Origin of the sequence: Streptomyces sp. NBC_00846 (assembly GCF_045207325.1) — a bacterium.
Classification (GTDB): domain Bacteria; phylum Actinomycetota; class Actinomycetes; order Streptomycetales; family Streptomycetaceae; genus Streptomyces.
This window is the reverse complement of sequence record NZ_CP108846.1, coordinates 5,591,847-5,608,106: the sequence shown is the minus strand read 5'-3', so window position 1 is coordinate 5,608,106 and position 16,260 is coordinate 5,591,847. Positions and strand designations below refer to the sequence as shown.

The 16,260-nt window shown below is 69.7% G+C and carries 18 protein-coding genes, 5 tRNA genes and 2 pseudogenes; 7 read left to right on the top strand and 18 right to left on the bottom strand.

Features of this window, described 5'->3' with window-relative positions; all coding sequences use genetic code 11:
• Positions 1–208: 208 nt before the first annotated feature.
• Positions 209–1,828, bottom strand: a complete 1,620-nt coding sequence (locus OG936_RS25850) for a DAK2 domain-containing protein (protein WP_406497817.1) — start codon at positions 1,826–1,828, stop codon at positions 209–211.
• A 260-nt stretch (positions 1,829–2,088) separates the two neighbouring features.
• Between OG936_RS25850 and rpmB the strand changes: the two genes are divergently transcribed.
• Positions 2,089–2,274 carry a 50S ribosomal protein L28 gene (gene rpmB, locus OG936_RS25845; protein ID WP_030928661.1) on the top strand — a complete coding sequence of 62 codons (186 nt, stop codon included), beginning with the start codon at positions 2,089–2,091 and terminating at the stop codon, positions 2,272–2,274.
• An 86-nt stretch (positions 2,275–2,360) separates the two neighbouring features.
• Here rpmB and thiD read toward each other — a convergent pair whose 3' ends face one another.
• The gene (thiD, locus tag OG936_RS25840) at positions 2,361–3,167 is read right to left on the bottom strand and encodes a bifunctional hydroxymethylpyrimidine kinase/phosphomethylpyrimidine kinase (protein ID WP_406497816.1); all 807 of its coding nucleotides are present in this window, start codon (positions 3,165–3,167) and stop codon (positions 2,361–2,363) included.
• A gap of 9 nt (positions 3,168–3,176) precedes the next feature.
• Positions 3,177–4,148, bottom strand: a complete 972-nt coding sequence (locus tag OG936_RS25835) for a thiamine-phosphate kinase (protein WP_406497814.1) — start codon at positions 4,146–4,148, stop codon at positions 3,177–3,179.
• A gap of 327 nt (positions 4,149–4,475) precedes the next feature.
• Here OG936_RS25835 and OG936_RS25830 point away from each other — a divergent pair, with 327 nt between their 5' ends.
• Both OG936_RS25830 and OG936_RS25825 read left to right on the top strand, forming a co-directional pair.
• Entirely contained in the window at positions 4,476–4,709 is a 234-nt protein-coding gene (locus OG936_RS25830; RefSeq protein ID WP_072487263.1) for an Lrp/AsnC family transcriptional regulator, read from the top strand.
• Between the two features lie 20 nt (positions 4,710–4,729).
• Entirely contained in the window at positions 4,730–5,218 is a 489-nt protein-coding gene (locus tag OG936_RS25825; protein ID WP_406497812.1) for a DUF3515 domain-containing protein, read from the top strand.
• A 49-nt stretch (positions 5,219–5,267) separates the two neighbouring features.
• Here OG936_RS25825 and OG936_RS25820 read toward each other — a convergent pair whose 3' ends face one another.
• From OG936_RS25820 to OG936_RS25810, 3 genes are all read right to left on the bottom strand, one after another.
• Entirely contained in the window at positions 5,268–6,425 is a 1,158-nt protein-coding gene (locus tag OG936_RS25820; protein WP_406497810.1) for a D-alanine--D-alanine ligase family protein, read from the bottom strand.
• Between the two features lie 105 nt (positions 6,426–6,530).
• Positions 6,531–7,541 carry an NAD(P)H-dependent glycerol-3-phosphate dehydrogenase gene (locus OG936_RS25815; protein WP_406497809.1) on the bottom strand — a complete coding sequence of 337 codons (1,011 nt, stop codon included), beginning with the start codon at positions 7,539–7,541 and terminating at the stop codon, positions 6,531–6,533.
• Positions 7,538–8,290 (bottom strand): lysophospholipid acyltransferase family protein, encoded by a 753-nt coding sequence (locus OG936_RS25810; protein WP_383751436.1) that lies wholly within the window; start codon positions 8,288–8,290, stop codon positions 7,538–7,540. Before OG936_RS25810 ends, OG936_RS25815 begins: the two co-directional genes overlap by 4 nt.
• 155 nt (positions 8,291–8,445) lie before the next feature.
• Between OG936_RS25810 and cofC the strand changes: the two genes are divergently transcribed.
• Both cofC and OG936_RS25800 read left to right on the top strand, forming a co-directional pair.
• Positions 8,446–9,123 (top strand): 2-phospho-L-lactate guanylyltransferase, encoded by a 678-nt coding sequence (gene cofC / locus OG936_RS25805; protein WP_406500609.1) that lies wholly within the window; start codon positions 8,446–8,448, stop codon positions 9,121–9,123.
• Between the two features lie 10 nt (positions 9,124–9,133).
• Positions 9,134–9,337, top strand: coding sequence for a hypothetical protein (locus OG936_RS25800; protein WP_351074089.1), 204 nt, complete (start codon positions 9,134–9,136; stop codon positions 9,335–9,337).
• A gap of 95 nt (positions 9,338–9,432) precedes the next feature.
• Here the strand turns inward: OG936_RS25800 and OG936_RS25795 are convergent, their stop codons facing one another.
• The 4 genes from OG936_RS25795 to leuC form a co-directional block, all read right to left on the bottom strand.
• Positions 9,433–10,086, bottom strand: a complete 654-nt coding sequence (locus OG936_RS25795) for an HU family DNA-binding protein (RefSeq protein ID WP_406497807.1) — start codon at positions 10,084–10,086, stop codon at positions 9,433–9,435.
• Positions 10,087–10,229: 143 nt separating this feature from the next.
• Complete coding sequence (locus OG936_RS25790; protein ID WP_093545158.1) at positions 10,230–10,457, bottom strand: hypothetical protein; 228 nt, start codon at positions 10,455–10,457, stop codon at positions 10,230–10,232.
• 104 nt (positions 10,458–10,561) lie between these two features.
• Positions 10,562–11,155, bottom strand: a complete 594-nt coding sequence (gene leuD / locus OG936_RS25785; RefSeq protein ID WP_406497806.1) for a 3-isopropylmalate dehydratase small subunit — start codon at positions 11,153–11,155, stop codon at positions 10,562–10,564.
• Positions 11,156–11,160: 5 nt separating this feature from the next.
• Entirely contained in the window at positions 11,161–12,585 is a 1,425-nt protein-coding gene (gene leuC, locus OG936_RS25780) for a 3-isopropylmalate dehydratase large subunit (RefSeq protein WP_406497804.1), read from the bottom strand.
• 174 nt (positions 12,586–12,759) lie between these two features.
• Here leuC and ndgR point away from each other — a divergent pair, with 174 nt between their 5' ends.
• Positions 12,760–13,476 (top strand): IclR family transcriptional regulator NdgR, encoded by a 717-nt coding sequence (gene ndgR, locus OG936_RS25775; protein ID WP_383751423.1) that lies wholly within the window; start codon positions 12,760–12,762, stop codon positions 13,474–13,476.
• 152 nt (positions 13,477–13,628) lie between these two features.
• On the opposite strand, the gene OG936_RS25770 is transcribed toward ndgR, so the two are convergent.
• The 8 genes and pseudogenes from OG936_RS25770 to OG936_RS25735 all read right to left on the bottom strand — a co-directional run.
• Positions 13,629–13,701, bottom strand: a tRNA-Glu gene (locus tag OG936_RS25770).
• A gap of 25 nt (positions 13,702–13,726) precedes the next feature.
• Positions 13,727–13,798 (bottom strand) — tRNA-Gln (locus OG936_RS25765).
• Between the two features lie 12 nt (positions 13,799–13,810).
• A tRNA-Glu gene (locus OG936_RS25760) sits at positions 13,811–13,883 on the bottom strand.
• Between the two features lie 60 nt (positions 13,884–13,943).
• Positions 13,944–14,016, bottom strand: a tRNA-Glu gene (locus OG936_RS25755).
• 25 nt (positions 14,017–14,041) lie between these two features.
• Positions 14,042–14,113: transfer RNA gene (locus OG936_RS25750), tRNA-Gln, on the bottom strand.
• Between the two features lie 146 nt (positions 14,114–14,259).
• Positions 14,260–14,955, bottom strand: a complete 696-nt coding sequence (locus OG936_RS25745; RefSeq protein ID WP_406497802.1) for an HAD family hydrolase — start codon at positions 14,953–14,955, stop codon at positions 14,260–14,262.
• Positions 14,956–15,029: 74 nt separating this feature from the next.
• Complete coding sequence (locus OG936_RS25740; protein ID WP_406497800.1) at positions 15,030–15,437, bottom strand: helicase-related protein; 408 nt, start codon at positions 15,435–15,437, stop codon at positions 15,030–15,032.
• A gap of 35 nt (positions 15,438–15,472) precedes the next feature.
• Positions 15,473–15,625, bottom strand: a pseudogene (locus tag OG936_RS25735) (DUF397 domain-containing protein); the annotation flags it as partial.
• 83 nt (positions 15,626–15,708) lie between these two features.
• On the opposite strand from OG936_RS25735, the pseudogene OG936_RS25730 reads away from it, so the two are divergent.
• Positions 15,709–16,238, top strand: a pseudogene (locus OG936_RS25730) (transposase); the annotation flags it as partial.
• Positions 16,239–16,260: the final 22 nt, after the last annotated feature.

Sequence of the window (16,260 nt, the reverse complement as noted above, 5' to 3'; positions counted from 1 at the left end):
GGGACAGGATCCCATGAGCACGGCCCCCGGTCGAGCTCGGTCCGCGTCCCGGGGCCCGGGACCCGGGGAAGGCCGGCGACAACGCGGCGACGCACGCGCCGGGGGGCGCGGGCCCGGCGTGATCCGAGCGAGCGGGGCCCGTGCGGCACTTGGGGACCCGTGCCGGGCGGGGCCCTGCCCGACCCGTACTGGGCGGGGCCGTGCCGCCCTACTCCACCCCGATCAGCAGCGGAGCGCACTGGTGGCCGCCCCGGTACACCACCGTGTCGACCGCCAGATAGCCCTCGCGTACGTGCTCCTCCAGCGCGTCCGCGAGGCTGTCGGGGACGTCCTCGCCGAGGACCAGGGTGACCAGTTCGCCGCCCGCCGCCAGCATGCGGTCCAGCACGTTACGGGCCGTTTCAGGTACGTCCTCGCCGATGACCGCAACGTCGCCGTCGATCAGGCCGAGGATGTCGCCGGCCTGGCAGATGCCCGCCATGGTCCAGGACTGCCGCTCGGCGACGGCCAGTTCGGCGTAGCGGGTGGCGCCGGCCGCGGCGGTCATCGCGACCACGTCCTCGTCGAAGCTGCGGCCGGGTTCGTGGACGGCGAGGGCCGCGATGCCCTGGACGGCGGCCCGGGTCGGGATCAGGGCGACCCTGACTCCCTCCGCGCGGGCCTGCTCGGCGGCCGCGGCGGCGGTGTGGCGCAACTCGGCGTCGTTGGGCAGCAGGACCACCTCGCGGGCGTGCGCCCGGCGGATCGCATCGACGAGTTCGCCGCTGGCGGGCGGCTCCCCGGGGCGCGCCAGGACCGTCGTCGCCCCGGCCTCCTTGCACAGGCCGCGGAGCCCGTCGCCGGGAACCACCACGACGACCGCGCGCTGCACGGGTTCGGCGTGGGGGTGCACCCGGTCCGCGCCGAAGTGGGTGATCCGGATGCGGTACGGCCGCCCCGCCTCGACGCCGGCCTCCACCGCCGCACCCGCGTCGTCGACATGCACGTGGACGTTCCACAGCCCGTCGCCGCCCACCACGACGAGCGAGTCGCCGAGTCCGTCGAGCCGGGTCCGCAGCCGGTCCACGGCGCCGTCCGTGGCCTCCAGCAGGTAGATGACCTCGAAGGCCGGTCCGCCTTCCGCGTCGGCCACCGCGCAGTCGTCCGGCACCGGAAGCGTGGGCGCGGCCACGTGACGGCGCTCGGGCGCCCGACCGGAGACCGCTTCGACGAGCGCCCCGAGCACGGTCACCAGGCCCCGCCCCCCGGCGTCCACGACGCCCGCGCGCCTGAGGACGGCGAGTTGTCCGGGGGTCGCTTCCAGGGCCGTCCGCGCCCCCTCGTACGCCGCCCGCGCGACCGCCGCGGTTCCGGCGTCGTCCGCGGTGCGCCCGGCGGCCTCGGCGGCGGCGGTGGCCACGGTGAGCACGGTGCCCTCGACGGGGTGGGCGACGGCCTGCCAGGCAGCGGCCGCGGCGCTCGTGAGCGCCCGGCGCAGGTGGTCCGCGTCGTGCCCGCCGGCCAGCACCCCGGCCATCCCGCGCAGCAACTGGGCCAGGATCGTGCCGGAGTTCCCGCGGGCACCGATCAGCGCTCCGTGCGCCATGGCCCGTACCACGTCGGCGGCGACGGGCACGGTCGTACCGGTCTCATGGGCGGCGAAGACGGCTTCGACGGCCTGGTTCGCGGACTCGACGGTGAGGTAGAGGTTCGTACCGGTGTCCCCGTCCGCGACGGGGTACACGTTGATCGCGTCGATCGCCTCGCGCTCCCGGCCCAGCGCCTCCAGCGCCAGTGAGCACCAGGTACGCACCGCGACGGCGTCGATCTCGTCGGCGGTCTGCGGCACCTGTCGGTCCTCCTCGAAGAACGGCCGTGGGTGGCCGGCTGCACCGCAGAGTAGTCCCCGCGCGCCGGGTCCGGCGGCGACAGGGGCGGGACGGGGGGCGGCGGAACCCATGGTAGTTTCGTTCTACCGACGCAGCCGTTGTATGCTGCTTCGGTTGCCCGATGAGAGTCGGGCCATTCCCCCGGTGCCGCCACTTCAGTCAAATGAATCCGGCGCGCCGGAATTCACTGTAAGTGCACCTGAAGTCTTTGGAGTGACCCGTGGCTGCCAACTGCGACGTCTGCGGCAAGGGGCCGGGCTTCGGCAACAACATTTCGCACTCGCACCGCCGTACGTCCCGTCGCTGGAATCCCAACATCCAGCGCGTGCGTGCCGTGGTCGGTCGGACGCCGAAGCGGCTCAACGTCTGCACCTCGTGCATCAAGGCCGGCAAGGTCGCGCGCTGACGTTCCCGTCGTAGCGCAGCCTTCCGGTTGCCCAAAAAGCCGGTCCACCTCGGTGGACCGGCTTTTTGCTGTGCTGCGGTGCGTCCTCACCCGGTGCGCGTCTGCCAGCCGTGGTCGACGGGGCCGATCCCGGCGCCCAGCGGGAATCCGGCCGCGATCGCCCCGGTGACGTACGCCTTCGCGCCTCCTACGGCCGTGGGCACGTCCTGGCCCAGCGCCAGTCCGCAGGCGATCGCCGAGGCGAGCGTGCAGCCGGTGCCGTGGGTGTGCCGGTTGTCGTGCCTGGGTGCGCGCAGCCAGTGCTCCGCGGTGCCGTCCGTCAGCAGATCGACGGGGTCGCCGGGCAGATGCCCGCCCTTGATGACGACCCAGCGCGGCCCGAAAGCCAGTATCCCGGTGGCGGCATGCCGCATTCCGGTCTCGTCCGTGACGTGCACGCCGGTGAGTTGCGCCACTTCGTCCAGGTTCGGGGTGGCGACCGTGGCGACCGGCAGGAGTTTCGTCCGTACGGAATCGAGCGCCTCGGCGGCCAACAGCGGATCTCCGTGCTTGGAGACCCCGACCGGGTCCACGACGACCGGGGCCGCGGTGCCCGCGAGGAGTTCGGCCACGGTCTCCACGAGGGCGGCCGACGCCAGCATGCCGGTCTTCACCGCCTGCACACCGATGTCGTCCACCACGCTGCGGTACTGGGCGGTGACGGCCTCGGCGGTCAGTTCCCAGGCGCCCTGCACGCCCAGCGAGTTCTGGGCGGTGACGGCGGTCAGCACGCTCATTCCGTGCACGCCGAACGCGAGCATCGTCTTCAGATCGGCCTGGATGCCCGCACCACCGCCGGAATCGGATCCGGCGACGGTGAGCACACGGGCGGGTACGGCAGCAGACAGGGGCATACGCCGAATCTACTGGGCGTCCTCGATGCCGCCGAAATGGTCCCAGCCGCCCTTGCTGGTCCAGGGCGCCCCGTCGACCGTCACCTGTGGCAGCGCCGAGGGGTTGAGGACTTCGCCGATCACCTTCCAGCGGGCGGGCAGTTTCACGTCCGGCGGGAAGGTGGCGACGATCGCGTGGTCCTCTCCCCCGGTGAGCACCCACTGCAGCGGGTCCACGCCGACGGCCTGCCCGATGTCGGACATCTGTGAGGGGATGTCGATGAGTCCGGAGCGCAGGTCGATCCGGACCTTGCTGGCCTCGGCGATGTGCCCGAGGTCGGCGACGAGTCCGTCGCTCACGTCCGTCATCGCGGTGGCGCCGAGCCCGGCGGCCGCGGGGCCCGCGTGGTACGGCGGTTCGGGGCGCCGGTGGGCCTCGACGAAGGCGCGGGGCGAGCGGAAACCGCGGGAGAGCACGGCGTAACCGGCGGCGGACCAGCCGAGCCAGCCGGTGACGGCGACGACGTCGCCGGGCTGGGCGCCGGACCGGGTGACCGGTTCGTGGTTGCGCAGATCGCCGAGTGCGGTGATCGAGACGGTGATCGTCTCGCCGCGCACCACATCGCCGCCGACCACGGCCGCGCCGGCGACCTGGCACTCGTCACGGATGCCGTCCATCAGCTCGCCGGCCCAGGCGACCGGGAGTTCGGCGGGGACGACCAGGCCGAGCAGCAGCGCGGTGGGCACGGCCCCCATGGCGGCGATGTCGGCGAGGTTCTGGGCGGCGGCCTTGCGGCCGACGTCGTATGCGGTCGACCAGTCGCGGCGGAAGTGCCGTCCCTCCAGCAGGATGTCCGTACTGGCCACGACCCTGCGGTCGGGAGCGGACACCACCGCGGCGTCGTCGCCGGGGCCGAGCCGTACCGCCGGAGTGGTGGTGAGCCGGGAAGTCAGCTCCCTGATGAGCCCGAACTCCCCCAACTCGCCCACGGTTCCCTTCACCGAGTCTCACCTCTCATCTGTCGCGCCGGACGTCCGTCCGGGCTGCTTCGGCGGCCGGGGGTCCAGGCCGTGGACCGGCCGCCGCCGCAGAGAGCAGTCTGCACCGGTTCCCATCGTCATGTCCGTCCCCCTTTCGCCCCGTCGCGCTTGCGGTCGCGTGCCGTCTCTGCTGTCGGTACTGTCAAGAGATACGTCAACTTGTGCTGTGTGAGCGCCACGCTGTGGACGTCAACCGCCCCGCAGGTCTCCCCGCGGTTCGCGGCAACGCGATACCGTGGCGTCCCTTTCCCATCCCCACACGATCCTCGTGGCCGTCCTGGAGGTTCCGTGGTACAGGCGTACATCCTTATTCAGACCGAGGTGGGCAAGGCGTCGACCGTCGCCGAGACCATCGCCAGAGTTCCGGGAGTGATCCAGGCAGAGGACGTCACGGGCCCCTACGACGTGATCGTGCGCGCCCAGGCCGACACGGTCGATGAACTCGGCCGCATGGTGGTCGCCAAGGTCCAGCAAGTGGAAGGCATCACGCGAACCCTGACCTGCCCGGTCGTTCATCTGTAGTCCCCGTCTACGCTGGGCCGGTGACATCATCGCGCCGCCGCTTCCGCCATCCCGTGCTTCTCGGTCCGCTCGTTGCCTCACTGCTGCTGGCCGCGGCGGGCTGTTCCTCGACGGACGCCGCGGCGTCGATCACGGTTCCCACCCCGTCTCCGGAAGCCGCAGCCTACTGCCGCGCACTGCACAAGGAGCTGCCGAGGACCGTTGCCGGACTCGGCCGCGGTGGCACCGGGACGGAGTCCGAACTGATCGCCGAGTGGGGGGACGGAGCGATCGTACTGCGCTGCGGTGTCCCCCGGCCCGCGAAGATGGACGACCCCTCGGCGAAGGCCACCGAGGCGGACGGCGTCAACTGGCTGCTGGAGCAGCCGGAAGACGCCGGTCCGCGTTTTACGACCACCTTCCGCAAGGCGTACGTCGAGGTGAGTTTCTCGACGGCCTACGCGCATGACGCGAGCCCGTTGGCCGCGTTCGGCCCGGCGATCACGAAGACGGTGCCCAGCAGCCTGTAGGGCGTGCCCTCCACGACGGGAGTGCACGCCCTACGGCGCGGGACTCGTCTCAGCGCAGGCCGGTCGGCCGGTTCAACGCGGCCTGGATCAGCCGGTCCACCAGCTCCTGGTAACTCACACCGCTCTCCTGCCACATCCGCGGGTACATGGAGATCGGGGTGAAGCCCGGCAGGGTGTTGATCTCGTTGATCACGAAGCCGCCGTCCTCGGTGAGGAAGAAGTCGGCACGCACCAGGCCCTCGCAGGACACGGCCTCGAAGGCCTCGACCGCCAGCCGCTGGACCTCGGCGGTCTGCTCCTCGGTGAGCGGCGCGGGCACGATCCCGGAGGCCGAATCGATGTACTTGGCCTCGAAGTCGTAGAAGTCGTGCGAGGTGACCGGCGGGATCTCGGCGGGCACGCTGGCGCGCGGACCGTCCTCGAACTCCAGCACCCCGCACTCGATCTCGCGGCCCCGCAGCAGCGACTCGACGAGGAACTTGGGGTCGTGGCGCCGGGCCTCCTCGATCGCCTCGTCGAGACCGGAGAGGTCGTCGACCTTGGTGATGCCGATGGACGAGCCGGCCCGGGCGGGCTTCACGAAGAGCGGCCAGCCGTGGTCCCCGGCGAAGTCCACGATGCGCTTGCGGACGGCGGCGGGGTCCGCGTCCCATTCGCGGGGGCGCACCACGACGTACGGGCCGACCGGCAGTCCGAACGAGGTGAAGACCCGCTTCATGTAGTCCTTGTCCTGGCCGACGGCCGAGGCGAGCACCCCGGCGCCGACGTAGGGCACACCGGAGAGCTCCAGGAGCCCCTGCAGGGTGCCGTCCTCGCCGTACGGGCCGTGCAGTACGGGGAAGACGACGTCGACCTCGCCGAGCGCCTTGGGGACCGAGCCGGGCTCGCTGTACACCACTTCACGGTTGCCGGGGTCGACGGAGAGGACCACGCCCCCCTCGGTGGACTCGGCCAGCTGGGCCACATCCGGCATCTTCCGGTCCGTGATGGCCATGCGTTCGGGCTCGTCGGCGGTGAGCGCCCAGCGGCCGTCCGTCGTGATGCCGATCGGCAGGACGTCGTACTTCGTCCGGTCGATGGCGTTCAGGACGGCGCCGGCCGTGACGATGGAGATGCCGTGTTCGGAGCTGCGGCCGCCGAACACGACGGCCACGCGCGGCTTGCGGAGCTGCTGCTCCGGGCTCTGGGGGAGGTTCTCGCTGCTCATATCGCGTCGAGCGTACCTGCTGGTACCCCTCGCGTCAGCGCGGCCGGGGCCGCTGGAGCGGTGACCGCGAACGTTCAACGCTCTGCGCGCTTCCCCGGCCCGTCGTCAGCGTCGCTCGGGCTTCGCGCTGCGCGACATGAGCTCGCGCAGCGCGACCACGGGCGGCTTGCCCTCGTGGACGATGCCGACGACCGTCTCGGTGATCGGCATGTCGACGCCGTGCCTGCGCGCCAGATCGAGCACCGATTCACAGGACTTGACGCCCTCGGCTGTCTGCTTCGTGACCGCGATCGTCTCCTGGAGCGTCATTCCGCGGCCGAGGTTGGTGCCGAAGGTGTGGTTGCGCGAGAGCGGCGAGGAGCAGGTTGCGACCAGGTCGCCGAGGCCCGCGAGCCCGGAGAAGGTCAGCGGGTCGGCGCCCATGGCGAGGCCGAGCCGGGTCGTCTCGGCGAGGCCCCGGGTGATGAGCGAGCCCTTCGCGTTGTCGCCGAGGCCCATGCCGTCGGCGATGCCCACGGCGAGACCGATGACGTTCTTGACCGCGCCGCCGAGTTCGCAGCCGACCACATCGGTGTTGGTGTACGGGCGGAAGTACGGGGTGTGGCAGGCGCTCTGGAGGCGCTGGGCCACGGACTCGTCCTGGCAGGCGACGACGGCGGCGGCGGGGCGGCGTTCGGCGATCTCCTTGGCCAGGTTGGGGCCGGTGATGACGGCGACGCGGTCCGGGGTCACCTTGGTGACGTCCTCGATGACCTCGCTCATCCGCTTCGCGGTGCCGAGTTCGACGCCCTTCATCATCGAGACGAGGACGGTGTCGGAGCCGAGGTGCGGGGCCCAGTCGGCGAGGTTGGCGCGCAGGGTCTGCGAAGGCACCACGAGCACGGCGTAGTCGGCGCCGTGCAGCGCCTCGGCCGCGTCGGTGGTGGCCCGGACCGACGCGGGGAGTTCAATTCCCGGCAGGTAGTCCGGGTTGGTACGGGTCGTGTTGACTGCCTCGGCGACTTCGGCGCGACGGCCCCAGAGGGTGACGTCGCAGCCGGCGTCGGCGAGAACCACGCCGAAGGCCGTACCCCATGAGCCGGTTCCGAAGACGGCTGCCTTTACGGGGTGCGTCACTTGGGTCCCTTTCCTTCGGCCTTGCGCCGCTGTTCTGCACGAGCTCTGCGGTGATCGTACGGCTCCGCGGGGGCCTTCTCGCCCCGTACGATCTCCAGCTGCTCGGTCACCGCGGCCATGATGACCTCGGTCGCCTCGCGCAGGAGGTCGGGCGTCGGTTCCTCGTCGTAGAAGCGGGAGAGGTCGACGGGCGGTCCGGCCTGCACCTGGAGGGTCTTGCGAGGGAAGAACCGGAACTTGTTCTCCTTGGCGTACGGCGGCATCGCGAGGTTGGCGCCCCACTGGGCGACCGGGATGACCGGGGCCTTCGTCATCAACGCGACGCGGGCGGCGCCGGTCTTGCCGGCCATCGGCCACATGTCGGGGTCGCGGGTGAGGGTGCCCTCCGGGTAGAAGGCGACGCATTCACCGCGCTCGATGGCGTCGACGGCGGCCCGGAAGGCGTCCAGCGCGTTGGTCGTCTCGCGGTACACGGGGATCTGTCCGGTGCCGCGCAGCATCATTCCGACAAAGGGGGTCTTGAAGAGGCCGGCCTTCGCGAGAAGCCGTGGCACACGTCCGGTGTTGTACTGGAAGTGTCCGTAGGAAAGCGGGTCCAGATACGAGTTGTGATTGACCGCAGTGATGAATCCGCCGTCGGCCGGAATGTTTTCCATTCCCCGCCAGTCACGCTTGAACAGAACCACCAGCGGCGGTTTTGCGATCACCGCCGCCAGGCGGTACCAGAAGCCGATTCTGCGGCGGGACACTCGGACACCTTCCTCTATGGGGCTGAACTCTGCCTGGCTACCGACGGTCAAGTCTCGCCCCAGGCCCCTGCTCTGTCGAGAACACCGTACGCCCCGCTTTCGGGGCCGACCCTCCGGGTTCTCGCACCGGCAGGCGAGAATAAGCGGCGACGCGCATCGAGGGGGAGATAGCCACGAACACCGACCCGGCCGGTCCTTGGACTCTGGTCGTCCCGTTGAAGCCCTTGGCACGGGCCAAGAGCAGGCTCGCGTCCGCGACGGGCGCCGCACTGCGCCCACGGCTCGCCCTCGCGTTCGCCCGGGACACCGTGGCCGCCGCCCTGTCCTGCCGGGCGGTCCGGGATGTGGTGGTCGTCACGGACGACACTGAGGCGGGGGCGGCTCTCGCGGCCCTCGGGGCCCGCGTCGTGCCCGACGAACCGGATCGCGGGCTCAACGCCGCCCTGGCACACGGTGAACGGACGGCACGGGCCGGGCGGCCCGGCGCGGCGGTCGCCGCTCTCAACGCGGACCTGCCCGCGCTGCGTCCCGCGGAACTGGCCCGGGTCCTCGATTTTTCCGCCACATTTCCCCGTGCATTTGTCACCGATTCGGCAGGAATTGGAACAACATTTCTTTCGGCAGCACCGGGAGTGGAATTGCGTCCGGCTTTCGGCGGCCCTTCCCGGGCCCGGCACCTGGACTCCGGCGCGGTGGAAATCACGCTGACCGGCATCGATTCGGTCCGCCAGGACGTGGACACCGGCGACGATCTGCGGGCGGCGCTGGCCCTGGGTACCGGCCCGCACACCTCGGGGCACTGGGCCGCGGGCCTCTTCCCGCTGGACCGATAGGCTTCCGTACATGCAGGCGACCTCGTACACGTACGACCCCGAGACCCGCACCGGCAGTGTGCTGCTCGACGACGGGACCCCGGTGGAGTTCGACGCCCGGGCCTTCGACGCGGGCGGGCTGCGGCTGCTGCGTCCGGGGCAGCGGGTGCGGATCGAAGGCGTCGGCGAGGGGGCGGATCTGCGGATCACCCTGGTGACCCTGCAGACGTTCTGAACGGCCGCGCGCACCCTGCCCGCAACAGCCCGCGGGCCGGGCTCCCCGAGGGGAGCCCGGCCCGGCGCGTGTCTGCAGCTGCACGCTGCCCGGCCTCACTTCTTGCGCGCGGTGGCCTTCTTCGCCGTGGTCTTGCGCGCCGTGGTCTTCTTCGCGGGCGCCTTCTTCGCCGTGGCCTTCTTGGCGGGCGCGGTCTTCTTGGCGGCCGCCGTCGTCTTCTTCGCCGCCGCGGCCGTGGTCTTCTTCGCCGCCGCCGTGGTCTTCTTGGCGGCCGGAGCCGCCTTCTTCGCGGTGGTCTTCTTCGCCGCGGTGGTCTTCGCGGCGGTCACGGCCTTCTTGGCGGTGACCTTCTTCGCCACGGCCTTCTTCGCCACGGCCTTCTTGGCCGCGGCCTTGGCCGTCGTACGGGCAACACCGCCCGTGAGGCTGCCCTTGGGCGCCTTCTTCACGGCCACCTCGCCCTTGGGGAGCTTCTTCGAGCCGCTCACCAGGTCCTTGAAGCCCTGTCCCGCGCGGAAACGGGGAACCGAGGTCTTCTTGACCCGCACCCGCTCACCCGTCTGCGGGTTGCGGGCGTAGCGGGCGGGGCGGTCGACCTTCTCGAACGAGCCGAAGCCGGTGACCGAAACACGGTCCCCCGCGACAACCGCACGGACGATCGCGTCGAGCACCGCGTCAACGGCGTCCGCGGCCTGCTGACGGCCGCCGACCTTGTCGGCAATCGCTTCTACGAGCTGCGCCTTGTTCACGTCTTCCCCTTCGGAGACATTGCTTGAACGAAAGTGTTCAAGCGTTTTCGCACGTTAGGCAGATATATACCGCAAATCAAACACGAAACGGGCTAATCACCCTAGTGCCGCAACGAAGTCGACCGCTGCACAGTTCCGCAGAGTCAGTCACCTTCGGGGAATCGGCCCTCATCGAGGTCCTTCATCAACCGGTCCAGACGCCTTGCCGCATCCGGGAGATCGTGCTTAGCCGCGGCCGTGATGACCAACAGCTTCCGGGACAGCGCCATCCTTACGCCCTCCGGGACTTGCAGTGTGCGCACTCTTGTGTGCGCTTCCTTCAATCGGTCGGCGACTTGGCCGTAAAGCTTGAGTTGGCTGTCGCGTTCCATGCACCGATTGTGCCATCTGGGGCGAGTTGTCGCCCGACGGGGTCTCAACAAGCGACTGCGCCCCCTACCAGAAGGCAGGGGGCGCAGTCCTGGAAACGCGCTGCTCAGGCGTTAATTGTACGCGGCTTGAAGCTCGGCCTCGCCGCCTCATAGGTCGCGATGTCCGTTTCGTTCTGAAGGGTGAGGCTGATGTCGTCCAGCCCGTTCAGGAGGCGCCAGCGGGCGTTCTCGTCGAGCTCGAAGTCGGCGGTGATGCCCGCGGCGCGGACCTGTCGCGCCTCCAGGTCGACGGTGACCTCGGCCGTCGGGTCGGCCTCGGTCAGCCCCCAGATCGCGTCGACGATCTTCTGGTCGAGCACGACGGTCAGCAGCCCGTTCTTCAGCGAATTGCCGCGGAAGATGTCGGCGAACCGGGAGGAGATGACGGCCTTGAAGCCGTAGTTCTGCAGCGCCCACACGGCGTGTTCGCGGGACGATCCGGTGCCGAAGTCGGGACCGGCGACCAGCACCGTGGCACCGCTGCGTTCGGGGCGGTTGAGGACGAAGTTCTCGTCCTTGCGCCAGGCTTCGAAGAGTCCGTCCTCGAAGCCGTCGCGGGTGACCTTCTTCAGCCAGTGGGCGGGGATGATCTGGTCGGTGTCGACGTTGCTGCGGCGCAGCGGGACGGCCCGGCCGGTGTGTGTGGTGAAAGCTTCCATGATTCTCAGACTCCGGCGGGCGTACGGGCGTCGGACAGGTCGGCCGGCGAGGCCAGGTGGCCCAGCACGGCGGTCGCGGCGGCGACCTGCGGGGAGACCAGGTGTGTGCGGCCGCCCTTGCCCTGCCGGCCCTCGAAGTTGCGGTTCGAGGTGGAGGCGGAGCGCTCGCCGGGGGCCAGCTGGTCGGGGTTCATGCCGAGACACATCGAGCAGCCCGCGTGCCGCCATTCGGCGCCCGCGGCGGTGAAGACCTTGTCCAGGCCCTCCTCGACGGCCTGCAGGGCGACCCGGACGGAGCCCGGGACGACCAGCATCCGTACCCCCCTCGCGACTTTACGGCCGTCCAGGATCGCGGCCGCATTGCGCAGGTCCTCGATCCGGCCGTTGGTGCAGGAGCCTACGAAGACGGTGTCCACGTTGATGTCGCGCAGCGCCTGGCCGGCGGTCAACCCCATGTATTCCAGGGCCTTTTCGGCGGCGTTGCGCTCCGAGGCGTCCTCGTACGAAGCCGGGTCGGGGACGTTGGCCGACAGAGGCGCGCCCTGGCCGGGGTTGGTGCCCCAGGTGACGAACGGCGCCAGTTCGGCGGCGTCGATGACGACCTCGGCATCGAAGACCGCGTCGTCGTCGGTGCGCAGCGTCCTCCAGTACGCGACGGCGGCGTCCCAGTCCTCGCCCTGCGGGGCGTGGTCGCGGCCCTTCAGGTAGTCGAAGGTGGTCTCGTCCGGGGCGATCATGCCCGCCCGGGCGCCGGCCTCGATCGACATGTTGCAGATGGTCATCCGGGCTTCCATCGAGAGCTTCTCGATGGCCGAGCCGCGGTATTCGAGGATGTAGCCCTGGCCGCCGCCGGTGCCGATCCGGGTGATGATCGCCAGGATCAGGTCCTTGGCCGTGACATCGTCGGGCAGTTCGCCGTCGATGGTGATCGCCATGGTCCTGGGGCGGGCCAGCGGCAGCGTCTGGGTGGCCAGCACGTGCTCGACCTGGCTGGTGCCGATGCCGAACGCCAGCGCGCCGAAGGCACCGTGCGTGGACGTGTGGGAGTCGCCGCAGACGACCGTGGTGCCGGGCTGGGTGAGACCCAGCTGCGGACCGACCACGTGCACGACGCCCTGCTCGACGTCGCCCAGCGGGTGCAGCCGCACGCCGAACTCCGCGCAGTTCTTGCGCAGGGTCTCCAACTGGGCGCGGGAGACCGGGTCGGCGATCGGCTTGTCGATGTCGAGGGTCGGGGTGTTGTGGTCCTCGGTCGCGATGGTGAGGTCGAGGCGCCGCACCGGGCGTCCGGCCTGCCGGAGGCCGTCGAAGGCCTGGGGGCTGGTCACCTCGTGCAGCAGGTGCAGATCGATGAAGAGGAGGTCGGGCTCACCTTCGGCGCGCCGGACGACATGGTCGTCCCAGACCTTCTCCGCGAGTGTCCTACCCATCGCTTTCCCTCCGGCCGGCGTCTTCGCCGGCCCAACTAGAGATTCGGTGCGCTGCCGTCCGGACCCCGTGCGGGGCGGTGGCTACGGGGCCGTTGTGCGGCCACCCCCACAGGTTCGCAACTTCCACCGAAAATTGAACTTGCGTTTCACAGAGTGAGACGGGAGTATCGTCGTATGGACAACTCTAGCGGCGTCGGCGTTCTCGACAAGGCGGCTCTGGTATTGAGCGCCCTGGAGTCCGGTCCGGCCACCCTCGCCGGGCTGGTCGCGGCGACCGGGCTCGCACGACCCACGGCCCATCGACTGGCCGTGGCACTGGAACACCACCGGATGGTGGCGAGGGACATACAGGGCCGTTTCATTCTCGGCCCCCGGCTGGCGGAACTCGCGGCGGCGGCGGGCGAGGACCGTCTGCTGGCCACGGCGGGACCGGTGCTCACCCACCTGCGGGACATCACGGGCGAGAGCGCGCAGCTCTACCGGCGACAGGGCGACATGCGGATCTGCGTGGCGGCGGCGGAGCGGCTGTCCGGCCTGCGGGACACCGTGCCGGTCGGCTCCACGCTCACCATGAAGGCCGGCTCGTCGGCCCAGATCCTGATGGCCTGGGAGGAGCCGGAGCGCCTGCACCGCGGCCTCCAGGGCGCCCGCTTCACGGCGACGGCGCTCTCAGGCGTACGGCGCAGGGGCTGGGCCCAGTCGATCGGCGAGCGCGAGCCGGGCGTCGCCTCGGTCTCCGCGCCGGTGCGCGGCCCCTCGAACCGGGTGGTCGCCGCCGTCTCGGTCTCCGGACCGATCGAGCGGCTGACCCGGCACCCGGGCCGGATGCACGCCCAGGCGGTCATCGACTCGGCGGCGAGGCTGAGCGAGGCCCTGCGCCGCAACGGCTGACGTACGGAAGAAAGTCCTGGCCGCCCCAGCGTCGTGGCGGCCTCCATCAAGTCCCGGTAATGGTCCCGTACTTGACGGGGCGACATAGCGGGGGGGGGACAAGCAAAAGAGCCCCTCACCGAAGTGAAGGGCCCTTGTCTGCTGCTCTGTTGTACCCCCGACCGGATTCGAACCGGCGCTACTGCCGTGAGAGGGCAGCGTGCTAGGCCGCTACACAACGGGGGCTTGTTACTGCTCTTGCATTTCTGCGCTGGGCTACCAGGACTCGAACCTAGAATGACGGTACCAGAAACCGTAGTGTTGCCAATTACACCATAGCCCATGGTGTTGCAAGTACCCCCGACCGGATTCGAACCGGCGCTACTGCCGTGAGAGGGCAGCGTGCTAGGCCGCTACACAACGGGGGCCCTAGCGATCCTGCATCGAGAGCGTGGGTGCGACCCAGATGATCTCGCGGGAAGGATCTGTACCCCCGACCGGATTCGAACCGGCGCTACTGCCGTGAGAGGGCAGCGTGCTAGGCCGCTACACAACGGGGGCTTGTTACTACTGTTGCATTTCTGCGCTGGGCTACCAGGACTCGAACCTAGAATGACGGTACCAGAAACCGTAGTGTTGCCAATTACACCATAGCCCACCAAAACGCAACCCCCGGAAGGGTTTTGTTCGGCTTGCGCTTCCCGTCCGGATCTTCCGTCCCGCTCGGGCGGCGCAGGAAGAACATTACCCGAAGGTGTCCGGCGCTCCAAAACGGGTATTGCCCGCCAGGGCTTGTCCGGCGGATCAGGGCCGGGCAGGCCCCAGCAGGCCGGGCAGCTGATCGAGCCGGCTGATACGGACAAGTTCGGGGCGGCCGCCGCGGCCGCCGCGGTCGAGCCAGATCCCCATCAGCCCCGCGGCGACCGCGCCACTCGCGTCGATGTCCGGTTCATCCCCCACGTACGCGACTTCCTGCGGTTCCAGCGCCAGCGCGTCGCAGGCGGCGTGGAAGGCGCCGGCCTCGGGCTTGGAGACGCCCAGCTCCACGGCGCACACCACGGCCTCGAACCGCTCCCGCACGCCGAGCGTGCGCAACTTGCGGTCCTGGTTGTGGATGCTGGAGTTCGACAGCACCCCGTGCCGGAACCCGTCCGCCAACCGGTCCAGGGTCGGCACCACATCGGGAAAGAGCGACCAGGCGGCCTCGTAGTGGGCCGCGTGCCGAGCAAACCAGTCGTCGGCCTCGGTGTCGTCCAGCGCCCGCGAGACGAACTCCCGGACCCGGTCCCGGCGCTGCCCCTGGAAGTCCGTCTCCCCGCCCGCGAACCGCGCCCAGTGCACATCGGTGATCGCCCGCCACGCGACGAGGGCCTGCTCGACGGAGTCGTATCCGCCGGGCAGACCCTCCTGTTCGAGATGCTTGCGCATGCCGACGCTGTCGGCACCTGTGTAGTCGAAGATCGTGTCGTCGATGTCCCAGAGGACGGCGCGGATCGTCATGCGGCCCAGCGTAGATTCCTACGCGGCCAGTGCGGTGGGTTTCGCTGTGCTCTGCAGACCGATGAAGACAATCTTCAGGTCGTCGATCTCCTCAAGCGAGAACAGGTCGTCCGGACCACCGGGCGCGCGGTCATGGAAGGGACTGCCGACTTCGTACAGGTCTCCGACGTCGAGCACACCGCGCTTGGCGACGACGCGAAGACCCGGAAATTCTCCTTCGCGTGGTCGGGGTTTGTCTCGTCCGGCCCGAACAGCGCCGGGCGCAGCCGGGTGCCACGGCCGATCATCTGCCAGAACTTGGTCTTGGAGAAGACCGGCTTGGCGAAGACCAGGTTGACGACCTCCGGTACGTCGATGCCGGTGTCCAGCATGTCGACGGAGATCGCGATGTCGGGCTCCTTGCGCGCTGCGGAGAAGTCCTCGATCAGGGACTGGCGATAGGTCTCCTTGTACGTGATCACTCGTGCCTGGTGGCCGATCACCTCTACGCTCCGTAGTGGATGAGTGACAGCGTCACTCAGGGTTGCACCCCAAGGCTCCCGTTCGCCTTAACCGACGCGAGCAGAGCAGACAGGCCCGCCCGGGTTGCGACGAGTATCACGTCCAGGTCGTCGCTCTCACGCAACAGGAGCGTGCCGTCGGGCGCAGCGGCCACGTTGACGCAGTTCGCATCCTCGCCGCTGAGGCCCGCTCCCGTGCAGAACCGCCTGGCGCAGTTCGCTCGTGCCCGAAGCTGTGCCGAAAGCGCATGTGGAACTGGCCGCGTTCAAGGAACGGGCCCTGAATCACACTGTGTTCCCCCTACATCCTCCTAGCCGCGACCTGTTGCAAGGCGCAGATGAATCACCGTATTGTCTCGCAGGCGATGATGATCGCGACGGGGATTCCGCCGGCGGGCACCGCGAGGTCCTCGGGCTGATGGTCGGCGACAGCGAGTCGAAGCCGTTTTGCGCCGAGCTCCTGCGCCGTCTGCGGGCCTGCGGCTTGGACCACGTCCAGTTGGTGATCTGCGACTCGCACAGCGGCCTGGTGGCCGCGACCATCCGCATGATCTTCGCCCAAGCCGTCCGCAATCAGCGGGACGTGGTGGTCGACATGCTCGCACGGCAGTTTTCCCCTCGGTCAAGGCCATACTGCTGGAGGCAGCCGGAGACATCACAGCGTTCGCGTACTTCCCACCCGCGCACGGGAAGAAGATCTGGTCGACGAATCCACTGGAGCGCCTGAACCGGGAGATCAAACGACGGACCGACGTCGTCCAGGTCTTCCCCAACCCCGCCGCCCCTGGACCGACTCGCCGCCGCC